The organism is Micromonospora echinospora (assembly GCF_014203425.1).
GTDB classification, from domain to species: domain Bacteria; phylum Actinomycetota; class Actinomycetes; order Mycobacteriales; family Micromonosporaceae; genus Micromonospora; species Micromonospora echinospora_A.
Map to the genome: position 1 here is coordinate 369150 of NZ_JACHJC010000001.1, position 15350 is coordinate 384499.

A 15350-nucleotide genomic window follows, 5' to 3' on the forward strand; every position below is an offset into this window, starting at 1 on the left:
CTATCCGCGGCGCCGCGGGCCCCACCAGGGCAGGATCGGAGGAAGATCCCGCAGCGGATTTTTGGGTGGGTTCGGCATCGGCGACTCGCCGTCGTCGCCGTCCCACCGTCGACCGTACTGATCGGGCAGGTTCCCCCAACCCCAGTACGGCGTCGGCTTCGTCGGGACGAACCCGAGCTGTTCCAGCGGATCGATCCGCTGCTCATCGACCATGCACAGGTGCGCCCAGTCATCCCCCATGTCGAAGACGTAAGCCAGCTGTTCACCCGGTGTGAGCCGGCTCAGCTTGGTCTTGTCGCTGTCGACCGCACCGTCTGGGACCTCTTCCCATATCCGGAAGGAGCAGGCCGGGGTCTCGTCGGCAAGGGTGAACATGCGCAGGTGTGCCAGGTCCCATCGGCCGAAAGCGTCGTCGATCGCTGCGCCGAGCTGCTCGAACGTATGCGTCCGCGCTGCGGCGAAGATCCGCCCTGGGCGAGGCCAGAAGTCCTCGCCACGGCCGGACACCAACTCAACCCGGATCGACAACCACGTCCGCGCCACCGCACCGCCTCCGTCACCAACTGCGCAAAGGACGCTACCGGCAGCACCGCCCTCGGAAGCCGCCAGGGTCCCAAAGTCCAACCTTGACATTGGAGCGACAGGACATCAGCAACGCCGGTAAACGCGCCGGCATCACCGGAGAACACTCCAGCCTGTGGACCCACATCGCCACAGCCGTTCGCATACTTCGACCCCGGCTGCTCTTCGTGGAGAACGTCGCCGCGCTCCTGCGACGCGGATTCGACGTCGTCCACGCCGACCTGGCCCAGATCGGGTACGACACGAGCTGGACATGCCTACGCGCATCCGACATCGGCGCAGCCCACCGCCGGGACAGGCTATTCCTGCTGGCCACACCCACCGTTCGGCTGGGAGGGGGTGCGGACGCTACCGACACCGTGCGCCCGTGATGGGAAAGGGCCCGGTCACCAGTACGGGCTGCCTGACCTGATCGAGGCGTCCGGCTCCACCCGTGGCCTGCTGCCCACCCCGAGGGCCAGCGACACTGGTACTCCAGGACGGCGAGCGGGGGCCGGGTTCCGGCCCCCGCTGTCGCAGGTCCTGTTGCCCACCCCACGGGCCACCGACGGAACGAAGGGCTGCCCCGGGCAGCGCGGCTCACACGGCGACCTGACACTGCCGTCGGCGGCCGTGCGGGTACCGGCCCGGTCCCTGCCCACCCCGCGCGCGTCCGACGCGCGCGGGCCTGGCCAGCACGGCGACGGCGGTGCGGATCTACGCACCACCGTTGCCGGGCTCGGCCAGCCCGACGCAGGCCAGTGGGGCGTCTACGCCGCCGCTGTGGCCCGCTGGGAGTCGCTGCTCGGCCGGCCCGCGCCGGAACCCACCCAGCTGGGCCAGCACGGCAAGCCCGTCCTGGCGCCGCCGTTCGTGGAATGGCTCATGGGACTCGACGAGCACTGGGTCACCGACCCAACTCTCCGGCTGCCGCGCACCGCCGCACTACGGGTTCTCGGCAACGGCGTCGTCCCCCAGCAGGCTGCCGCGGCGTTGCGGCTTCTGCTGTGCCCTCGTCGGTGGGAGGGGTCCGCGTGACCAGCGGTCGCCGCGGGTGGAACAAGCTACGAAGGGTTCTCCGTCCGGTCTACCTGCTCGGGATTGTTGTCCGGTGTTGCGCCCAGCCAGGTGTGGACCGTCGTGATCTCCTCGTCGGAGAACGTGATCTCCGCTGCGTCGGCGCGGCTGAGGACGTTGCCGACGAACGCCGCTGCGATGTCGTCGGCTGTCGGTGGGGGTTGACGGTGCAGCGGGCAACCGCCGAACGACGTGCCCCGCACGACGAACGCGACGGCGTTGCGGCTGACCGGCAGCCCCTGGTCGCGTAGCTGGTCTCGGGCCCAGCTGGTGCAGTGGGTCAGGTTGAACCGCTGGGACTGGGCGTACTCCGCGAGTGTCCGGTAGATCGCCGGCCACCAGTGTTGCGGCATTCGCGGCAGGTCGAGCTGATCGCCCAAGCGCTCAACGACGTCCGGCAGGGCGACGCGTGGCGTCGCGGTGGCCGCCTCCGGAGCCGGGTGGCGGCTGGTGTCCCAGATCAGGTACTGCGACGTCTGCAGGTTCGGCAACGTCAAGCTCGCCACCGCACGGGCGAAGCTACCGAAGCCGAACCAGTTGCTGTCCGTGACCGACGGACCGAGCTGCATCCGCAGCCGGGAAGCGAGCGAAGCCATATTCAACGGCTCAGTCGCCGTGGCGTACTCCTGGGTCACGATAGACCGGAAGGCCTCGTACGCCTCGCTTTGACCAGAGGCAGGGGCGTCACCCGCGACCGCGGCCACATGTTCGTCCAACCCGTCCTCCACCTCACTGTCGGGCTCGTCGTCGAGATCGACCGACTCGCCCTGCACCAGTGCCAGCAGGTGCTGGCTGTCGAGAACCTGGTCGGCGATCGCGGTGAAGGCCTCAGCCGCGTCGGCCGGTGACACGATCATGGTTCGCCGGTCGGAACGGCGTAGGCGTTGCAGCAGAGGTGTCATGTCGGAGTCGCCGGAGGCGATGACGAACTCGTCATACCGGGTGTCGACGGACAGTGCGTCGACGGCGTCAACGACGATCCTGATGTCGGCCGCGTTCTTCGTGCTGCTATAGCGAGGGCAGTCGATCACATCGAAGCCGGCGCGGACGAACGACGGCCGGAACTTCGAGAAGTACAACCGCGTTTGCTCCCCATCTGGGTCTGCGCGGTACACCCAGCCCGCGGGGTTGAGGTAGCAGCGCAGGACCAGCCAGCGCCGTACGCCATCCGTCGTGGCCGTCGTCGCCAGCCGGCGCAGCCATCCCCCCGGATCCTCGGCGAAGTGAACTGCCACGTCCGGGTCCAACTTGTAGAGGCCGCTGAACACGTTGTCGAAGTCGAGGTAGAGCGCCGCCCGAACGTGATCCACGAGCGCAACCTACCAACGTTGAGCAAGGACGCCATCACCCCGTCTTCACGGCAGTACGTGTGAGGGCGGGGTGATGGTCCGCTACAAGCGAGGGCCGCACCTGTCCGACTTGACCTCACTTTCCTTCCCCTTTCGAGACTCGGGAGTAATCACCGTGACCAGCCACGACATCAATCCCAGAACCCCCGCCAGCGGTGGCGAGGTGTGGACCGAAGAGCGCATCCGCGCGCTCGGCGCGATCACCGACCTGCCCACCGCCGGACGTGTCTTCGGCCTGGGACGCGCCCTGTCCTACGACCTCGCCCGCACCGGCGACTTCCCGGTGCCGGTCCTGCGGGTCGGCGCCCGATACAAGGTGCCCGTCGCCGGGATCCTCACCGCCCTGGGTCTGTCGCCGACGTCCGGCGACTTGACCCTGGGCGGGATGCGAAGCGTCGATCACCAGGACGAAATCAGCAGCATCGACCCGCCGTACACCGGCGGCGACAGGAAGAAGGAACCGTGACCCGCACCCGCAGCCCCGAAGGGGCCCTCACCAAACGCTGCACCTGCACCGACCCCGACACCGGCAAGAGGCTGGGCAGCCGGTGCCCGAGACTGCGCCGGCCGGGCGGCGGCTGGCACCCCACCCACGGGGTATGGGGCTACCAAATCGAACTGCCCGCCCGACCCTCGCGGCCCCGCCGGCAGCTACGCCGGTCCGGCTTCGACAGCCGCGACACCGCCGCCGCCGAGTTGCGGCACGCCCGCGCGCTGCTCGATGTCGCCGACGGCGACACCCACGTCGCGGCGCAGATCGGGGACCTGCTGCACTCCTGCCAGCCCGGCACCCCGCTGCCCGACCGCGACGCGGTTGCCGCCCGTGTCCGCGCCGGCGTGCCCGCCTCCGTGCCGACCACCACCGGCGAGTACCTGAACGCGTGGCTGGACGGACGGCGGGGACTCGCGGAGAAGACAGTGCGCGGCTACTCCGACCACATCCGCCTCTACCTGATCCCCCACCTCGGTGCCATCCCGATCCAGAGCCTACGGACGGCCCACATCGAGGGCATGTTCACCGCCATCGCGGTCAAGCAGGACGAGATCCGCGCCGCCCGTGCGAGCAGCGACCCCGAGATCCGGGCGAACGTGAAGGGCGTCCGGCCGATGGGCGCATCGAGCACACACCGGCTGTACGCCACGGTGCGCAAGGCACTCAACGACGCCGTCGTCCGCGCAAAGCTGATCCCCACCAACCCCGCCCTTGGCGTCGAGTTGCCCACCGCGAAACGACCCAAGGCGCGGGTATGGACCGCGAAGGCGGTCGAGCACTGGCAGTCCACCGGCAGGCGTCCCAGCCCGGTCATGGTGTGGATGCCGCAACAAGCCGGACAGTTCCTCGACCACGCGCAACGCCACGACATCGTCCTCTACGCGATGTTCCTGCTCATCCTGCACCGAGGCCTACGCCGCGGCGAGGCCTGCGGTCTCCGCGACCACGACGTCGACCTCGACGCCGGCTACCTCACCGTCGTGGAACAGATCACCACCGTCGGCTACACCCCCATCGTCCGGCCGGTGAAAAGCGACGCCGGCGACCGGGTCATCCCTCTTGGCCCGAAAACCATCGCCGCCCTGCGCTCCTACCTCGACATGCGCCGCCGCTGGCAACAGGTCAACGACACCGGATGGCCCGACAGCGGCCGATTCTTCGTCCGTCCCGACGGCAAGGCCTGGCACCCCCAGACAATCAGCGACCGCTTCGACCACCTCGTCGCCACCGCAGGCCTGCCACCCGTACGGCTGCACGACCTCCGGCACTGCGCCGCCACCTACCTGCGCCATGGCGGCGCCGACATGAAAGAGGTCCAGGAAACCCTCGGCCACTCCACCATCGGCCTGACCTCCGACACCTACACCACCGTCATCCTCGAACTCGAACGCAGTGGCGCGGATGCCGTCGCCGACCTCATCCCGCGCAGCGACAGGGCCGCATAGCGTGCGAGACGCACCGTGCAGCACGCCGACGCACCACGAAATCGCCCGGCCGAGGGGCCTATGCCGCTTCCTTGCCCGCCATTCCCCGGCGTGACAGCATCTGCGCATGGGCATCTTCGACTCCGTCGCACGCGGCATGGGTAGCCTCCGCCCGCTGTCCGACGAGGAACTCGAAGACGAACGCGAAGCGCTACGACAGCGCTACGTATCCAGCGACAACGTCGGTGAGGCGTCGAACCTCTACGACGAGCTGCACCGCTACGACAAAGAGATGACGCGCCGCGCCAACGAGGCCTACGGGCGCGACAATCCGGACGCAACCACCAGGCACCGTGAACACGGCTGGTACCTGCCGAATGACGACTAGCGAGCGCCCTGCCGGGCCTCGGCCCCCCGTCGACCTCGGCCGCCCGCCTGTCAGGTTCAGCGGGGCTTGCGGCCCGTAGTGGAGGCGAACTGGTAGCCGCGCACCAGCACCGCCGGGTCGGCCATCAGCTCGGCGAACCGGTCGAGCTCGTCGTGGGACAGGTCCTCGGCGAGGAGCCGGTCGCGTAGCTGGGTGGCGTTGTCGGCGTACAGGCGGCAGCCAGCGCTGCCCCCGGCCCAGGTCTCGGCGACCCAGCGGGTGTGGACCTGCTCGAAGCCGTTGCCGAGCAGGACCGACGGAACCTTGTCGCCCCAGTGCAGGTCGACCCCGCGCCCGGCGAGGACGTCGAGGATGGTGTGCACGACGCGGGTGATGAGGTCGTTGTCGCTGTCGGCCGGGGCGTGCGCGGACACGGGTGCGTAGACGATCTCTCCAAGGACAAGGTGCCCGCCGGGGCGCAGCGCGTTGATCATCTGGTGGAGCATCAGGTGCCGGTTCGGCAGGTGTTCCAGGACGCAGCGGGCGGTAGCGACGTCGATGGTGCCGGGTTCGACCGGCAGCGGCTGGGTGCGCAGGTCGCGTTGATAGACGTCGAGCACGCCGGTGGGGTTGAGCATGCTGGTGTCGATGTCGACGGCGATGACCTTTCCGGTGCGGCCGACGAGTTCGCACAGGTGCCGGGCGATCGAGCCGGCGCCGGCTCCGACGTCGAGGGCGGTGTGCCCGGGGTTGACGCCCAGGCGGGTCAGGTCGTCGAGGGTGACCGGGTCGAGCATCTCCTGCAGGGGGTGGAGCTGGTGGGGGCTGTTGCGAAACTGGTAGCGCTGCGTGGGTGCGGTGGCCCTCATGGAGTGACTCCTTGGTTCGTCGTGGTCTGGCAGGGCGGGGGCGTTGTCAGCAGCCAGTGCTGTTGCGGCCGCGGGTACAGCGGTAAGGACGGCGTGGCTGGCCGGGGACGGGCGGTGGGTTCCCACCAGCGGCGGGTGGCATGGCTGTGGGCGAGGTAGACGAGGTAGGTCTGCGCTCGCCAGCCGAAGGGACCCAGGTGGGCGGATTCGTAGGCGAGGACTTCCCCGGTGCCTGGGTGCAGGACGAGCAGGGCGCGTCGGTCGCCGCTGGTGGCGGCGACCGCGATGCCTGGGCGGCCGGAACGGTCGACCACGCGCGGGTAGTAGGTGAGCGGGCTCAGGCCGGCCAGCAGATCGAGGGTGGCGGCGCGGCCGTCCCGGCGAGGGCTGTACCAGGTCGACAGGTGTGCCAGGTTCGCCAGCACCTCGGTGGGGTCGGCTGGTGAGGGCTCGTTGATGCCGAGGTCTTCCCGCAGCACGTCCGTGCGGGTGAAGGGGTCGACCAGCCCGACGCTGTAGAGGTCGCCGGGTTGCCACCAGTCGTGGGTGACCGGGACGACGCCGGTGGGGTGCTGGGTGGCGAGTTGGCCGCCGGAGCGGTCGTCGCCGCGCCAGCGGACCACCTCCCGTACCGCCGCCCCGAAGCGGGCGGGGTTGTTCCACTGCCGGTAGTGCACGAGGTCATACCGGCCCGCGACGGTGTCGCACGCGCTGGCCCGCAGGCGTGCCGCCAGCGCTAGCAGCGGGGCGCGCGCCGGCTGCGGGTACGCCACCCGAGTGCCCCTGTGGCCGGGGGTGTGATCTGCCGCTGCAAGCCGGGGCTGCGGGGCCGCTGAGGTGGGACAGTGCGCGGCCCTGGCCTGAACCGGGATCGGTGCTGGCATCGTCGCGGCGGGTACGGAGGTGGCGGCGAGCACCACCAGGGACGCCACTGCCGCGGTAGTGGGGGTCATCGGTGTGCCTGTCCAGGGTTGGGCAGGGCGGGTGAGACCAGGGTGAGGTGGTCGCGTAGCGCCTGCTCGGCCTGTCCGCCGCTGGTGGCGATGGGTCCGGTGAGGCGTCCGTCGGCGAGGACGTAGACGGTGTCACTGAGGGTGGCAGCGGCGCGGGCGTGCGGCACAGCGGCGAGGACGGTGACGCCGTGGCAGGGCAGATCCCGCAGCGCGTGAGTGACGTGCGCGGCCATGGTGGGGGCGAGTCCTTCGGTGGGCTCGTCGCACAGCAGCAGCCGGGGCGCGGTGCGCAGGGCGCGGGCGATGGTGAGCATCTGCTGCTCCCCGCCGGAGAGTTGGTGGCCGCGGTGGCGCAGCCGGGCCGCGAGGGCCGGGAACATCTCCAGCAGTTCGTCCACTGCCCAGGTGCGGCTGTCCGGGCGGCGGACGGGCGGCCGGGTGACGGTGAGGTGTTCGGCGACGGTCAGCGACGGCCACAGCCGCCGCCCCTGCGGGGCGAGGGCAACCCCGGTGCGGGCGGCGCGGACGGGCGTCCAGCCGGTCACGTCGCGGCCGTCGAGCAGGACCCGCCCGGTGGTAGGTCGCAGGTGTCCGGCGAGGGTGTGCAGCAGGGTGGTCTTCCCGGCGCCGTTGGGCCCGGCCACGGTGTGCACGGCGACGGCCGCCAGATCGACGGTGATGTGGTGCAGGACGGGGGTGTCGGGGCGGTAGCCGGCGGCGAGGTCACCGATGCGCAGCATCGTCACCCCCGGTGCCGAGGTAGAGGGCGGTGACGGCGGGGTCGGCGCGCACGGTGTCGGTGGGGCCGTCGGTGTGGCGGTGGCCATGGTGCAGGACGGTGGTCCAGTCGGCGAGGGCGGCGACGACGTCCATGTGGTGCTCGACGAGCACGACCGCCATCCAGCCGGGTAGACGCCCGAGGATGTCGAGCAGGCGGGTGGTAAGGGTGTCGGTGAGGCCGGCGGCGGGCTCGTCGAGCAGCAGCACGCGGGGTTGCCCGGCCAGGGCGACGGCGAGGTCGAGCATGCGGCGGTGCCCGTGCGACAGCGCGGCGGCCGGGTAGTCGGCGTACCCGAGCAGGCCGACGAGGTCGAGGGCTTCCAGAGGCGTGCGTTCGGGTTGGTGGCGGTGGTGCCAGCCGCCCATGCGCACGCAGTCCAGCAGGGTCAGGTTCGGGTAGACGCGGGGGTGTTGGAAGGTACGGCCGATGCCGGCGCGGGCCCGCCAGGCCGGGCCACGCCGGGTGACGACTTGTCCGTTGTAGGTGATGGTGCCGGTCTGCGTGCGGGTGGTGCCGGCGAGGATGTTCAGCAGGGTGGACTTGCCGGCGCCGTTGGGGCCGATGACGGCGTGGCGGTCGCCGGGGGCGACGGTGAACGTGTCCAGGTCGAGGACGGTCAGCTGTCCGTAGGCGTGGCGCAGGCCGGTCGCGACGAGGCCGTTGCCGTGGGCGCGGTCGATGTCACCCGGTTCGCGCTGCGACGGCACGCCGTCGGGGTCTATGCGGTGGACGGTCCTCACGGAATGCTCCTGGTGACGGGTCGGGCCGGGCCCTCGGGGGTGTGCAAAGTGGGACGGCGCCGGTGGATGGGCAAGCTAGCCAGTCGCGCAGAAAGAGCGGTCAGGCCGCCGGGCAGCAGGTACACCGCGGTGACGAACAGGGCGCCGAGGAGCAGGGGCGCGTGACCGGGCAGCGACGCCCCCACGACGTCGCGCACGGCGAGGACGGCGACCGTGGCGGCGGCGGCGCCGGGCAGCGAGGTTGCGCCGCCGATGACCACGGCGAGTAGCGCGAGGGCGGCGGTGGTGAAGCCGACATCGGCCGGAGTGATCCACCGGTGGGTGTGGATGAGTAGGGCCCCGCCGATCCCGGCGAGCGCGCCCGCACCGGTGTGCGCCGTCCACAGGTAGGCGGTGACTTGGTGGCCGCTGGCGCTCGCGCGGGCCTCGTTGGCGCGTACGGCCGCCAGCAGCGTGCGCCGGTCGCCGTCGAGCAGCGTTATGGCGGCGGCGGTCGCGGCGATCGCCACGGCGGCGGTGTAGAGGAGCACCGTGCGGTCGGCCAGCAGCGGCGGCAGGCCGGGCAGTAGGCGGGGGGCGGGGATCCCGGCGAGCCCGTCGGTGCCGCCGCTGACCGTGCGCCACTGGGCGGCGGTGATCGCGGTCAGTTCCGCGACGGCGAGGCTGAGCATGAGGAACACCGTGGCGCGGTAGCGGACCAGCAACGCGCCGAGAGCCCCGGCGGTCACGGCTCCCGCCCCGGCCGCCGCCAACAGGTGCAGCAGCGCGAGGTCGGTGCCGGCGAGGGCGAGCCGGGCGGTGGCGTAGGCACCGGCCGCGTACGGGGCGACCTGGCCGAGCGTCGGCAGTCCCGCGTGGCCGGTGACCACCGCGACGCTGACCGCCAGCACCGCCAGCGGCAGCATCCGCGCGGCGGTGGCGTGCAGGTACGGATCCGGTGAGACGGCCACAGCGCCCACCACCGCCGCTGCCAGCCCGAGTGCCGACCACGGTTGCGCGCGTCGTGCCAGCGCGCGCACCACCGTCGCCGAGATGTGATGCCGTGAACCGCTCATGCCGACGCCCCTGTGGGGAGGCTGGTCCGACGGGCCAGGAGCACCACGGCCATGGCCCCGATCAGCAGGTACGGGGCGAGCGCCGGGAAGGACGTCACGCCGACGGTCTGCACGACGCCCACGGCGAGGGCGGCGGTGAGCGCGCCGGGCACGGAGCCGAGGCCACCGCAGACCACGATGATCAGCGACAGCAGCAGCGCGGTGTCGGCGGTGTGCGGGCCGACGCCGAGGATCGGCGTGGTCAACGCGCCGGCCAGGCCGGCGAGTGCCCCGGCGGCGACCAGGACTGCCGCGTCCACCAGTCGGGGGTTCACACCGATGCCGGCAACCATGGCCCGGTCGTCGACCGTGGCGCGGATCAGCCGCCCGGCGCGGGTGCGGTGCAGCACCACGTAGCCGGCGGCGACGACCGCGACAGCGACGCCCAGCACGGCGAGCCGGTCGACTGGATACCGGTGCCCGGCAATCCGGACGGTCGCCTCCAACACCTCAGGCAGGCGAGGTCGCAGGGTGTCGGAGCCGTAGGCGGCGGTGAGCAGGTCGGCGCCGACGAGCGCGACACCGAAGGTGAGCAGCGCCTGGTCGAGGTGCCCCCGACCTTGCAGTGCGGCGGTCGCGGCGGCGAGCACCCCACCGCCGGCGGCACCCACACCAGCCGCCAGTGCGACCGCGGCGGCGAGGCTTGGCCATGTCCCCGAGCTGGTGGCGGCGGCGACGTATCCGCCGGCGGCGATCAGGGTGCCGTGCGCGAGGTTGAGCACACCCCCGGCGCCGAACGCGACGGTCAACCCCGCGGCGGCGATGGCCAGGAGCAGCCCGTAGGCGACGCCGTCGACGGCGGGTATCAGGTAGGCGTCCACGCGCACCGCACCCCCTTCTCGTGTGCTTGGTGTGGTCAGCTGGCAGGCAGGGTGGTGAGGTCCTGCACCAGGACGTTGGACAGCACCGGGCCGTCGTTGCGGACCTCGCGCAGGTACCACCGCTGCACCGGGCGGTGCTCTGTGGGGTCGAACTGCCAGTCCCCACGCGGGGAGACGACCCGCCCGACCTGCCCGATCGCGGCGTTGAGCTTCTCCCCGCTCACCTCGCCGTTTACGGCGGTCAGCGCCCGGTCGAGGACGGCGGCGGCGTCGTAGGAGGCCATCGCGAAGGTCGTCGGCTGGCCCGAGTGGCCGGCGGCGGACCAGGCGGCGACGAAGTCCTGGTTGGCCTGGTTGGCGAGGGTGGGGCTGTAGTTGAGGACGTTGCGGATGCCGGTTGCCGCTGATCCTTGCGCGGTGAGCACGGATCCTTCGGTCAGGAAGCCGGCGGCGTAGAGCGGGACGTCGGCAAGGTCGGACTGTGCGTACTGCTTGACGAACGCCACCGCCGCGGCCCCGGCGTAGAAGGTGTAGACGGCCTTCGGTTTGGTCTCGGCGGCCTTGTTCAGGTACGGCAGGAAGTTCTCCGTCGCCGGGAACGGCGTGAACAGCGTCCTCCCGTCGGGGTTGGCGAGTTTCCCGCCGAGGCGGGTGAAGGTGTCGGTGAAGCCCCGTAGTTCGTCGTATCCGCCCTGGTAGTCCGGGCCGATCGCGTACACCTGACCGTCGCCGACCTGCGCCCTGACGTACTCGGCGATGGCGATGCCCGGCTCGTCGGAGTTGTAGGAGGTGTGCCAGGTGTAGGCCAGGTCGCGAGGCTTGCCGCCGACCGGCGCGAACGCCGGCCGCGCATTCGCGCCGAGCAGGGGGACCTTCCGCTGCGTGGTGAGGGTCTGCACCTTGTCGACCGTCGCGCCGCCAACCAGCCCGGTCAGGGCGACCACCTGGTCGCGTTCGAGGAGCTTCTGCGCGGCGGGGACGGCCGTGGCGGGGCCGTCGCCCTCGTCGGCCACGACCAGGTCGACCTTCCGGCCTCCGAGTTTGCCGTCGTGTGTGTCGAGGTAGAGGCGGAAGCCGCGCTGCATGTCCACGCCGACGGTGGCGTAGGTGCCCGACAGTGAGACCAGCAGCCCCACCCGGACCGAGCCGGAGTCGGTGGCGGTGCTGGTACACGCGACGCCGGTCAGCAAAAGACCGGCAGCGGTCAGGGCGGCGAGCCGACGTCGCAGGTGTGGCCGAGGATCAGACATCGAAGATGCTCCTTCGTCAGGGGTGAGGGGCGGGTTCCGCGGGTGCTCAGGGCCGAGCGACCGCCGAGCGGGGCCTGGTCTGGGTGATGACGTGCTCGATGAGGGCGATGAGCAGCCGGCGCACGCTGTCGCGGTCACGGGCGTCGATGTCGACGATCGGCACGTCCGCGGCCAGGGCGAGGGCTTCACGGATGGCCGACGCGGGGTAGGAGCGGGCACCGGGGAACTGGTTGACCGCGACGACGTAAGGCAGCCGCACGTGGTCGACGTAGTCGAGGTGCCGAAACGAGTCCTGCAGGCGGCGGGTGTCGACCAGGACCACGGAGCCGGCGGCACCCCGGACGATGGCGTCCCACATGAACCAGAAGCGGTGCTGGCCCGGGGTGCCGTAGACGTAGACGGTGACGCCGTCGACGTCGAGGCGGCCGAAGTCCATCGCCACCGTTGTGGTCGTCTTGGCCGGCATGAGGGTCGTGTCGTCGGCGGCGTTGCCGGCGGACATACGTGCCTCGGTGATGACCGGTGCGATGTCGGAAACCGCGCCGACGAGGGTGGTCTTCCCGACGCCGAACGGCCCGGTGAGCACGATCTTCAGGCTCGGCGGCCCACCGGCGGGTCCCCGGACGGTAAGGGCGGGTGCGGTCATCGCCGGCCGGCCGCCGCAGCGGTGAGCGTGCCGGCGAAGGCGGGGGTGAGCTGGTCGCCGACCTGCTCGGCGAAACGGCCGAGTTCCTCGGTGACGAACGCGAGGTCCGCGTCGCGGGTGGCCAGGGTCAGCAGCGACGCGCCGGTGCTCACCGCCACCAGAATCAGGAACCCGTGCGCCAGCTCGGTCAGGTTGCCCCGCACCCCGCCCGCGGACAGGTCGCGGGCGGCGCCGTTGAGCAGGCTGTTCATTCCGGCCGCCACCGCGGCGAGGCGCTCGGCGGCGTCCCGGTTGAGCCCGTCGGTCCAGGCCAACAGCAGCCCGTCAGCCGACACGGCCACGGCCCGGCTGATCCCGGGCACGCGGGCGACGAGGTTGGTGTTCAGCAGGTAACTCAGATCGCTCATGACTGGCCCTTCGACTGGGGAAAGCGGCGGTCGAGGCCGCGCTGGTAGGCCCCCGCCGTACGAGCCAGGCCACCGATCGAGCGGACCGGCGCGTCGGCAGCGGGCAGGGGCGGGGGTGTGAACGCGGACATGGGCTGCCGCTTCGGCAGGCCGTTGGCCGTGGTGGCGTCCTGCCCGGGCAGCCCGCGCGCAGGGGTGGCGGGCATGTGCACCGTGGCTCCCTCGACGAACCACGCCGGCGCCGGCAGGTGTCGGGCTGTCTCGTCGTAGGCCGGCGTCGACTCCGACTCAGGCGCCCGGCGGGGCACCGGAATCACTGGCAGCGCCTGAGTAGGGCCGTCCATCACGCTGAGGCTGGACGACCGGCGTCCGGTGGGCAGCGCGGCCGAGCCGCCGCGCCGGGCCGGCGCCGCCGCGGGCAGGGTGAGGGTGGACGCGGGCGTGCCGCCGGGAGCACGCCGGCCGGCGATCGGGCCGGCCGGCAGCGCGGCCGGCTCAGGAATGCTGATCAGGAGCTTGTCGGCGGGGATCTCGACTTCCGCGACCGTGCCGTGCAGCTGTCCCGGCAGCAGCCGCACGCGCAACCCGTGCGCCGCGGCCAGCAGCGCGACGGTGGCCAGGCCCTGGCGCCGGATGTGCTCCACCTCGATCATCGGCGCGGGCTCGGCCAGCTCGGCGTTGAGCCGAGCCAGCAGGTCCGCCTTGATGCCGGGCCCGGTGTCGGTGACCTGGATGATCACCCGGTTGCCCAGAAGATGCCCGGTGACCACCGCGTCGCCGGGGCTGTAGCGGGTCGCGTTGTCCAGCAGCGACGCCAACAGGTGCACCAGGTCGTCAATCATCGGTGGCGGCACCAGAACCCGCTCGTCGATCACCCCGAGCCGCACCCGCCGGTACTCCTGGATCCGGCCCTGCGCCGCCTGCGCCACCGTCACCAGCTCCGCCGGCTGCGGGTGCACCGCCCCCAACGAACGTCCCGACAGCACCAACAGGCTCTGCGTGGCGTGCAGCAACTGTGCGGCGAGACTGTCCACCGCGAAGAACGTCGCCAGGGTCGCGGCGTCCTTCTCGTCCCGCTCGGCCATGTCCAACTCGCGCAGCAGCCGATGCGTCATCCCCTGACACCGCCGCCCCACCGCCTCCACCGCACCGGCGGCCACCCGCCGCTGCCGCGCCAGATCCGTCGAGATCCGGTACGTGTTCAACGCCAGCGTGTCGAACGCGGCGGCCACCTCGTCCACCTCGTCCCGCGCCGGATCGAGTGCCAGCGCGGCAGGCGGCGGCGGAACCGACGCCGGGTCGGCAGGATCCGCCGCGTCAACGCGGCGGACCAGGTCCGGCAGGTCCCGCTCAGCGACACGGGTCACCGCGTCACGGACCCGCCGCAGCCGCCGCGCCAACGCCCGCCCCTGCCGCCACGCCAGCGCCGCGGCGGCCACGGTCAGCGCCACGGCGACCGCCGACAGCACACCCGTGGTCACCCACTGCTGTCGGCGTTGCCGCCCCACCTCGGCGGCGATATCCGCGTCGACGCGGGTCTGCACCTCGTGCAGACGGTCGCGCCGCTCACTACTGGCCGCAGCCCACCGGGACGCGTTCACCCGCAACCGCTGACCCACCTGAATGCGAGCGACCTCGTCGTCGAGACGCTGCGCCGCGAGGACCTGCGGGCCTGACAGCGCCTGGTCCAGCCACGACCGCCACCGCGCCGGCGACCGCTGCGACACCGCCAGCAACGCCTCCTCATACCCAGCACGGGTCGCGGCCAGCTCCCGCTGCACCGCCTGCGACACCACGGCGCCGTTGTTCGCCACTACAGCTGCCTGTTGGAGACCCGCGTACTGCCCGGCCTGCGACAACGCCGCCGCCACCCGCAACTGGTCAGCCACCGCACCGTCCGCACCGCCGACCTGACCCACGGCCTCCCGCACCGCCAGCCCCTGCGCGAGCACCGCCCGATACCGCACCAGCACCGCCGTCAGCGACGCCGACCGCGCCTTGACCTGCTCCCGAAACCCCGGAAGCAACCGCAGCTGCTCATCGAACGACCCCACCAGCCGACTGACCGAATCCGAAGCATCGAGCTCGCCACGGCGCCGCCGGTAGGCCTCCACCGCCCCGTCGGATGCCGCGACCTGCTCGAGATAACCGTTGAGGCCACCCGTCGGATCACCGACCAGCTCGCCGGCGACCTGCCGCTCCCGGTCGAGTTCGTGCAGCACCTCACCCACCGCGGCCGACACCGCCACCAGCGACTGCAGGCGGTCGGCACTGCGCGCCTGACGGCTCGTCGACGCCACACCCCACGAGGCGAAGACCAGAGTCGCCACCAACGGGATCAGCAGCAGAAGCGCAAGCCTCCGAGCAACAGGCACAACATTCCTTCCTGGTTCGAGAGCTTTAACGGGCGTAGCCAAGGCGCCGAGGCAGGTGGGGACCTTGCCACGTGAATCGGAAGTGGGAACCGCGTAGCGCCGGAACCGTTCTGGGGCGGTCCGTCGACGGGTTGGTCCCGGTT

The 15350-nt window shown here is 71.6% G+C and carries 17 protein-coding genes; 5 read left to right on the forward strand and 12 right to left on the reverse strand.

The genetic code is table 11. The annotated features are described in order from the left end of the window. Positions 1 to 543 (reverse strand): IS1096 element passenger TnpR family protein, encoded by a 543-nt coding sequence (locus FHU28_RS01670; protein WP_184680184.1) that lies wholly within the window; start codon positions 541 to 543, stop codon positions 1 to 3. 83 nt (positions 544 to 626) lie between these two features. On the opposite strand from FHU28_RS01670, the gene FHU28_RS01675 reads away from it, so the two are divergent. Together FHU28_RS01675 and FHU28_RS01680 are read left to right on the forward strand one after the other, a co-directional pair. After that, the gene (locus tag FHU28_RS01675; RefSeq protein ID WP_260412824.1) at positions 627 to 953 is read left to right on the forward strand and encodes a DNA cytosine methyltransferase; all 327 of its coding nucleotides are present in this window, start codon (positions 627 to 629) and stop codon (positions 951 to 953) included. 154 nt (positions 954 to 1107) lie between these two features. Continuing rightward, on the forward strand, positions 1108 to 1599 hold the full coding sequence (locus FHU28_RS01680) for a hypothetical protein (protein ID WP_260412825.1): 492 nt from the start codon (positions 1108 to 1110) through the stop codon (positions 1597 to 1599). A gap of 26 nt (positions 1600 to 1625) precedes the next feature. Here the strand turns inward: FHU28_RS01680 and FHU28_RS01685 are convergent, their stop codons facing one another. Then, entirely contained in the window at positions 1626 to 2948 is a 1323-nt protein-coding gene (locus FHU28_RS01685; RefSeq protein ID WP_184680189.1) for an NYN domain-containing protein, read from the reverse strand. Positions 2949 to 3102: 154 nt separating this feature from the next. On the opposite strand from FHU28_RS01685, the gene FHU28_RS32370 reads away from it, so the two are divergent. From FHU28_RS32370 to FHU28_RS01700, 3 genes are all read left to right on the forward strand, one after another. Further along, on the forward strand, positions 3103 to 3453 hold the full coding sequence (locus FHU28_RS32370; RefSeq protein WP_260412826.1) for a hypothetical protein: 351 nt from the start codon (positions 3103 to 3105) through the stop codon (positions 3451 to 3453). Then, positions 3450 to 4925 carry a site-specific integrase gene (locus FHU28_RS01695; RefSeq protein WP_184680191.1) on the forward strand — a complete coding sequence of 492 codons (1476 nt, stop codon included), beginning with the start codon at positions 3450 to 3452 and terminating at the stop codon, positions 4923 to 4925. Before FHU28_RS32370 ends, FHU28_RS01695 begins: the two co-directional genes overlap by 4 nt. Positions 4926 to 5031: 106 nt before the next feature. Next, positions 5032 to 5292: a hypothetical protein gene (locus FHU28_RS01700; protein ID WP_184680193.1), complete on the forward strand. Its 261-nt coding sequence runs from the start codon at positions 5032 to 5034 to the stop codon at positions 5290 to 5292. A 56-nt stretch (positions 5293 to 5348) separates the two neighbouring features. On the opposite strand, the gene FHU28_RS01705 is transcribed toward FHU28_RS01700, so the two are convergent. The 10 genes from FHU28_RS01705 to FHU28_RS01750 form a co-directional block, all read right to left on the reverse strand. After that, complete coding sequence (locus tag FHU28_RS01705; RefSeq protein ID WP_184680195.1) at positions 5349 to 6140, reverse strand: class I SAM-dependent methyltransferase; 792 nt, start codon at positions 6138 to 6140, stop codon at positions 5349 to 5351. Then, positions 6137 to 6913 (reverse strand): hypothetical protein, encoded by a 777-nt coding sequence (locus tag FHU28_RS01710; protein WP_184680197.1) that lies wholly within the window; start codon positions 6911 to 6913, stop codon positions 6137 to 6139. The genes FHU28_RS01705 and FHU28_RS01710 overlap by 4 nt, the downstream gene beginning before the upstream one ends. Before the next feature lie 176 nt (positions 6914 to 7089). Next, complete coding sequence (locus FHU28_RS01715; protein ID WP_184680207.1) at positions 7090 to 7833, reverse strand: ABC transporter ATP-binding protein; 744 nt, start codon at positions 7831 to 7833, stop codon at positions 7090 to 7092. Further along, entirely contained in the window at positions 7817 to 8614 is a 798-nt protein-coding gene (locus FHU28_RS01720) for an ABC transporter ATP-binding protein (RefSeq protein ID WP_221453088.1), read from the reverse strand. The genes FHU28_RS01715 and FHU28_RS01720 overlap by 17 nt, the downstream gene beginning before the upstream one ends. Beyond that, complete coding sequence (locus tag FHU28_RS01725) at positions 8611 to 9669, reverse strand: branched-chain amino acid ABC transporter permease (RefSeq protein ID WP_184680209.1); 1059 nt, start codon at positions 9667 to 9669, stop codon at positions 8611 to 8613. Before FHU28_RS01725 ends, FHU28_RS01720 begins: the two co-directional genes overlap by 4 nt. Further along, a complete protein-coding gene (locus tag FHU28_RS01730; protein ID WP_311773501.1) occupies positions 9666 to 10535 on the reverse strand; it encodes an ABC transporter permease subunit in 870 nt (289 codons plus the stop codon). Before FHU28_RS01730 ends, FHU28_RS01725 begins: the two co-directional genes overlap by 4 nt. A 29-nt stretch (positions 10536 to 10564) precedes the next feature. Next, positions 10565 to 11779: an ABC transporter substrate-binding protein gene (locus FHU28_RS01735; protein WP_184680210.1), complete on the reverse strand. Its 1215-nt coding sequence runs from the start codon at positions 11777 to 11779 to the stop codon at positions 10565 to 10567. A gap of 46 nt (positions 11780 to 11825) precedes the next feature. Next, positions 11826 to 12425, reverse strand: a complete 600-nt coding sequence (locus tag FHU28_RS01740; protein WP_184680212.1) for a GTP-binding protein — start codon at positions 12423 to 12425, stop codon at positions 11826 to 11828. Then, positions 12422 to 12832 carry a roadblock/LC7 domain-containing protein gene (locus FHU28_RS01745; RefSeq protein ID WP_184680213.1) on the reverse strand — a complete coding sequence of 137 codons (411 nt, stop codon included), beginning with the start codon at positions 12830 to 12832 and terminating at the stop codon, positions 12422 to 12424. The genes FHU28_RS01740 and FHU28_RS01745 overlap by 4 nt, the downstream gene beginning before the upstream one ends. Continuing rightward, complete coding sequence (locus tag FHU28_RS01750) at positions 12829 to 15162, reverse strand: sensor histidine kinase (protein ID WP_184680214.1); 2334 nt, start codon at positions 15160 to 15162, stop codon at positions 12829 to 12831. Before FHU28_RS01750 ends, FHU28_RS01745 begins: the two co-directional genes overlap by 4 nt. Between the last annotated feature and the right edge of the window lie 188 nt (positions 15163 to 15350).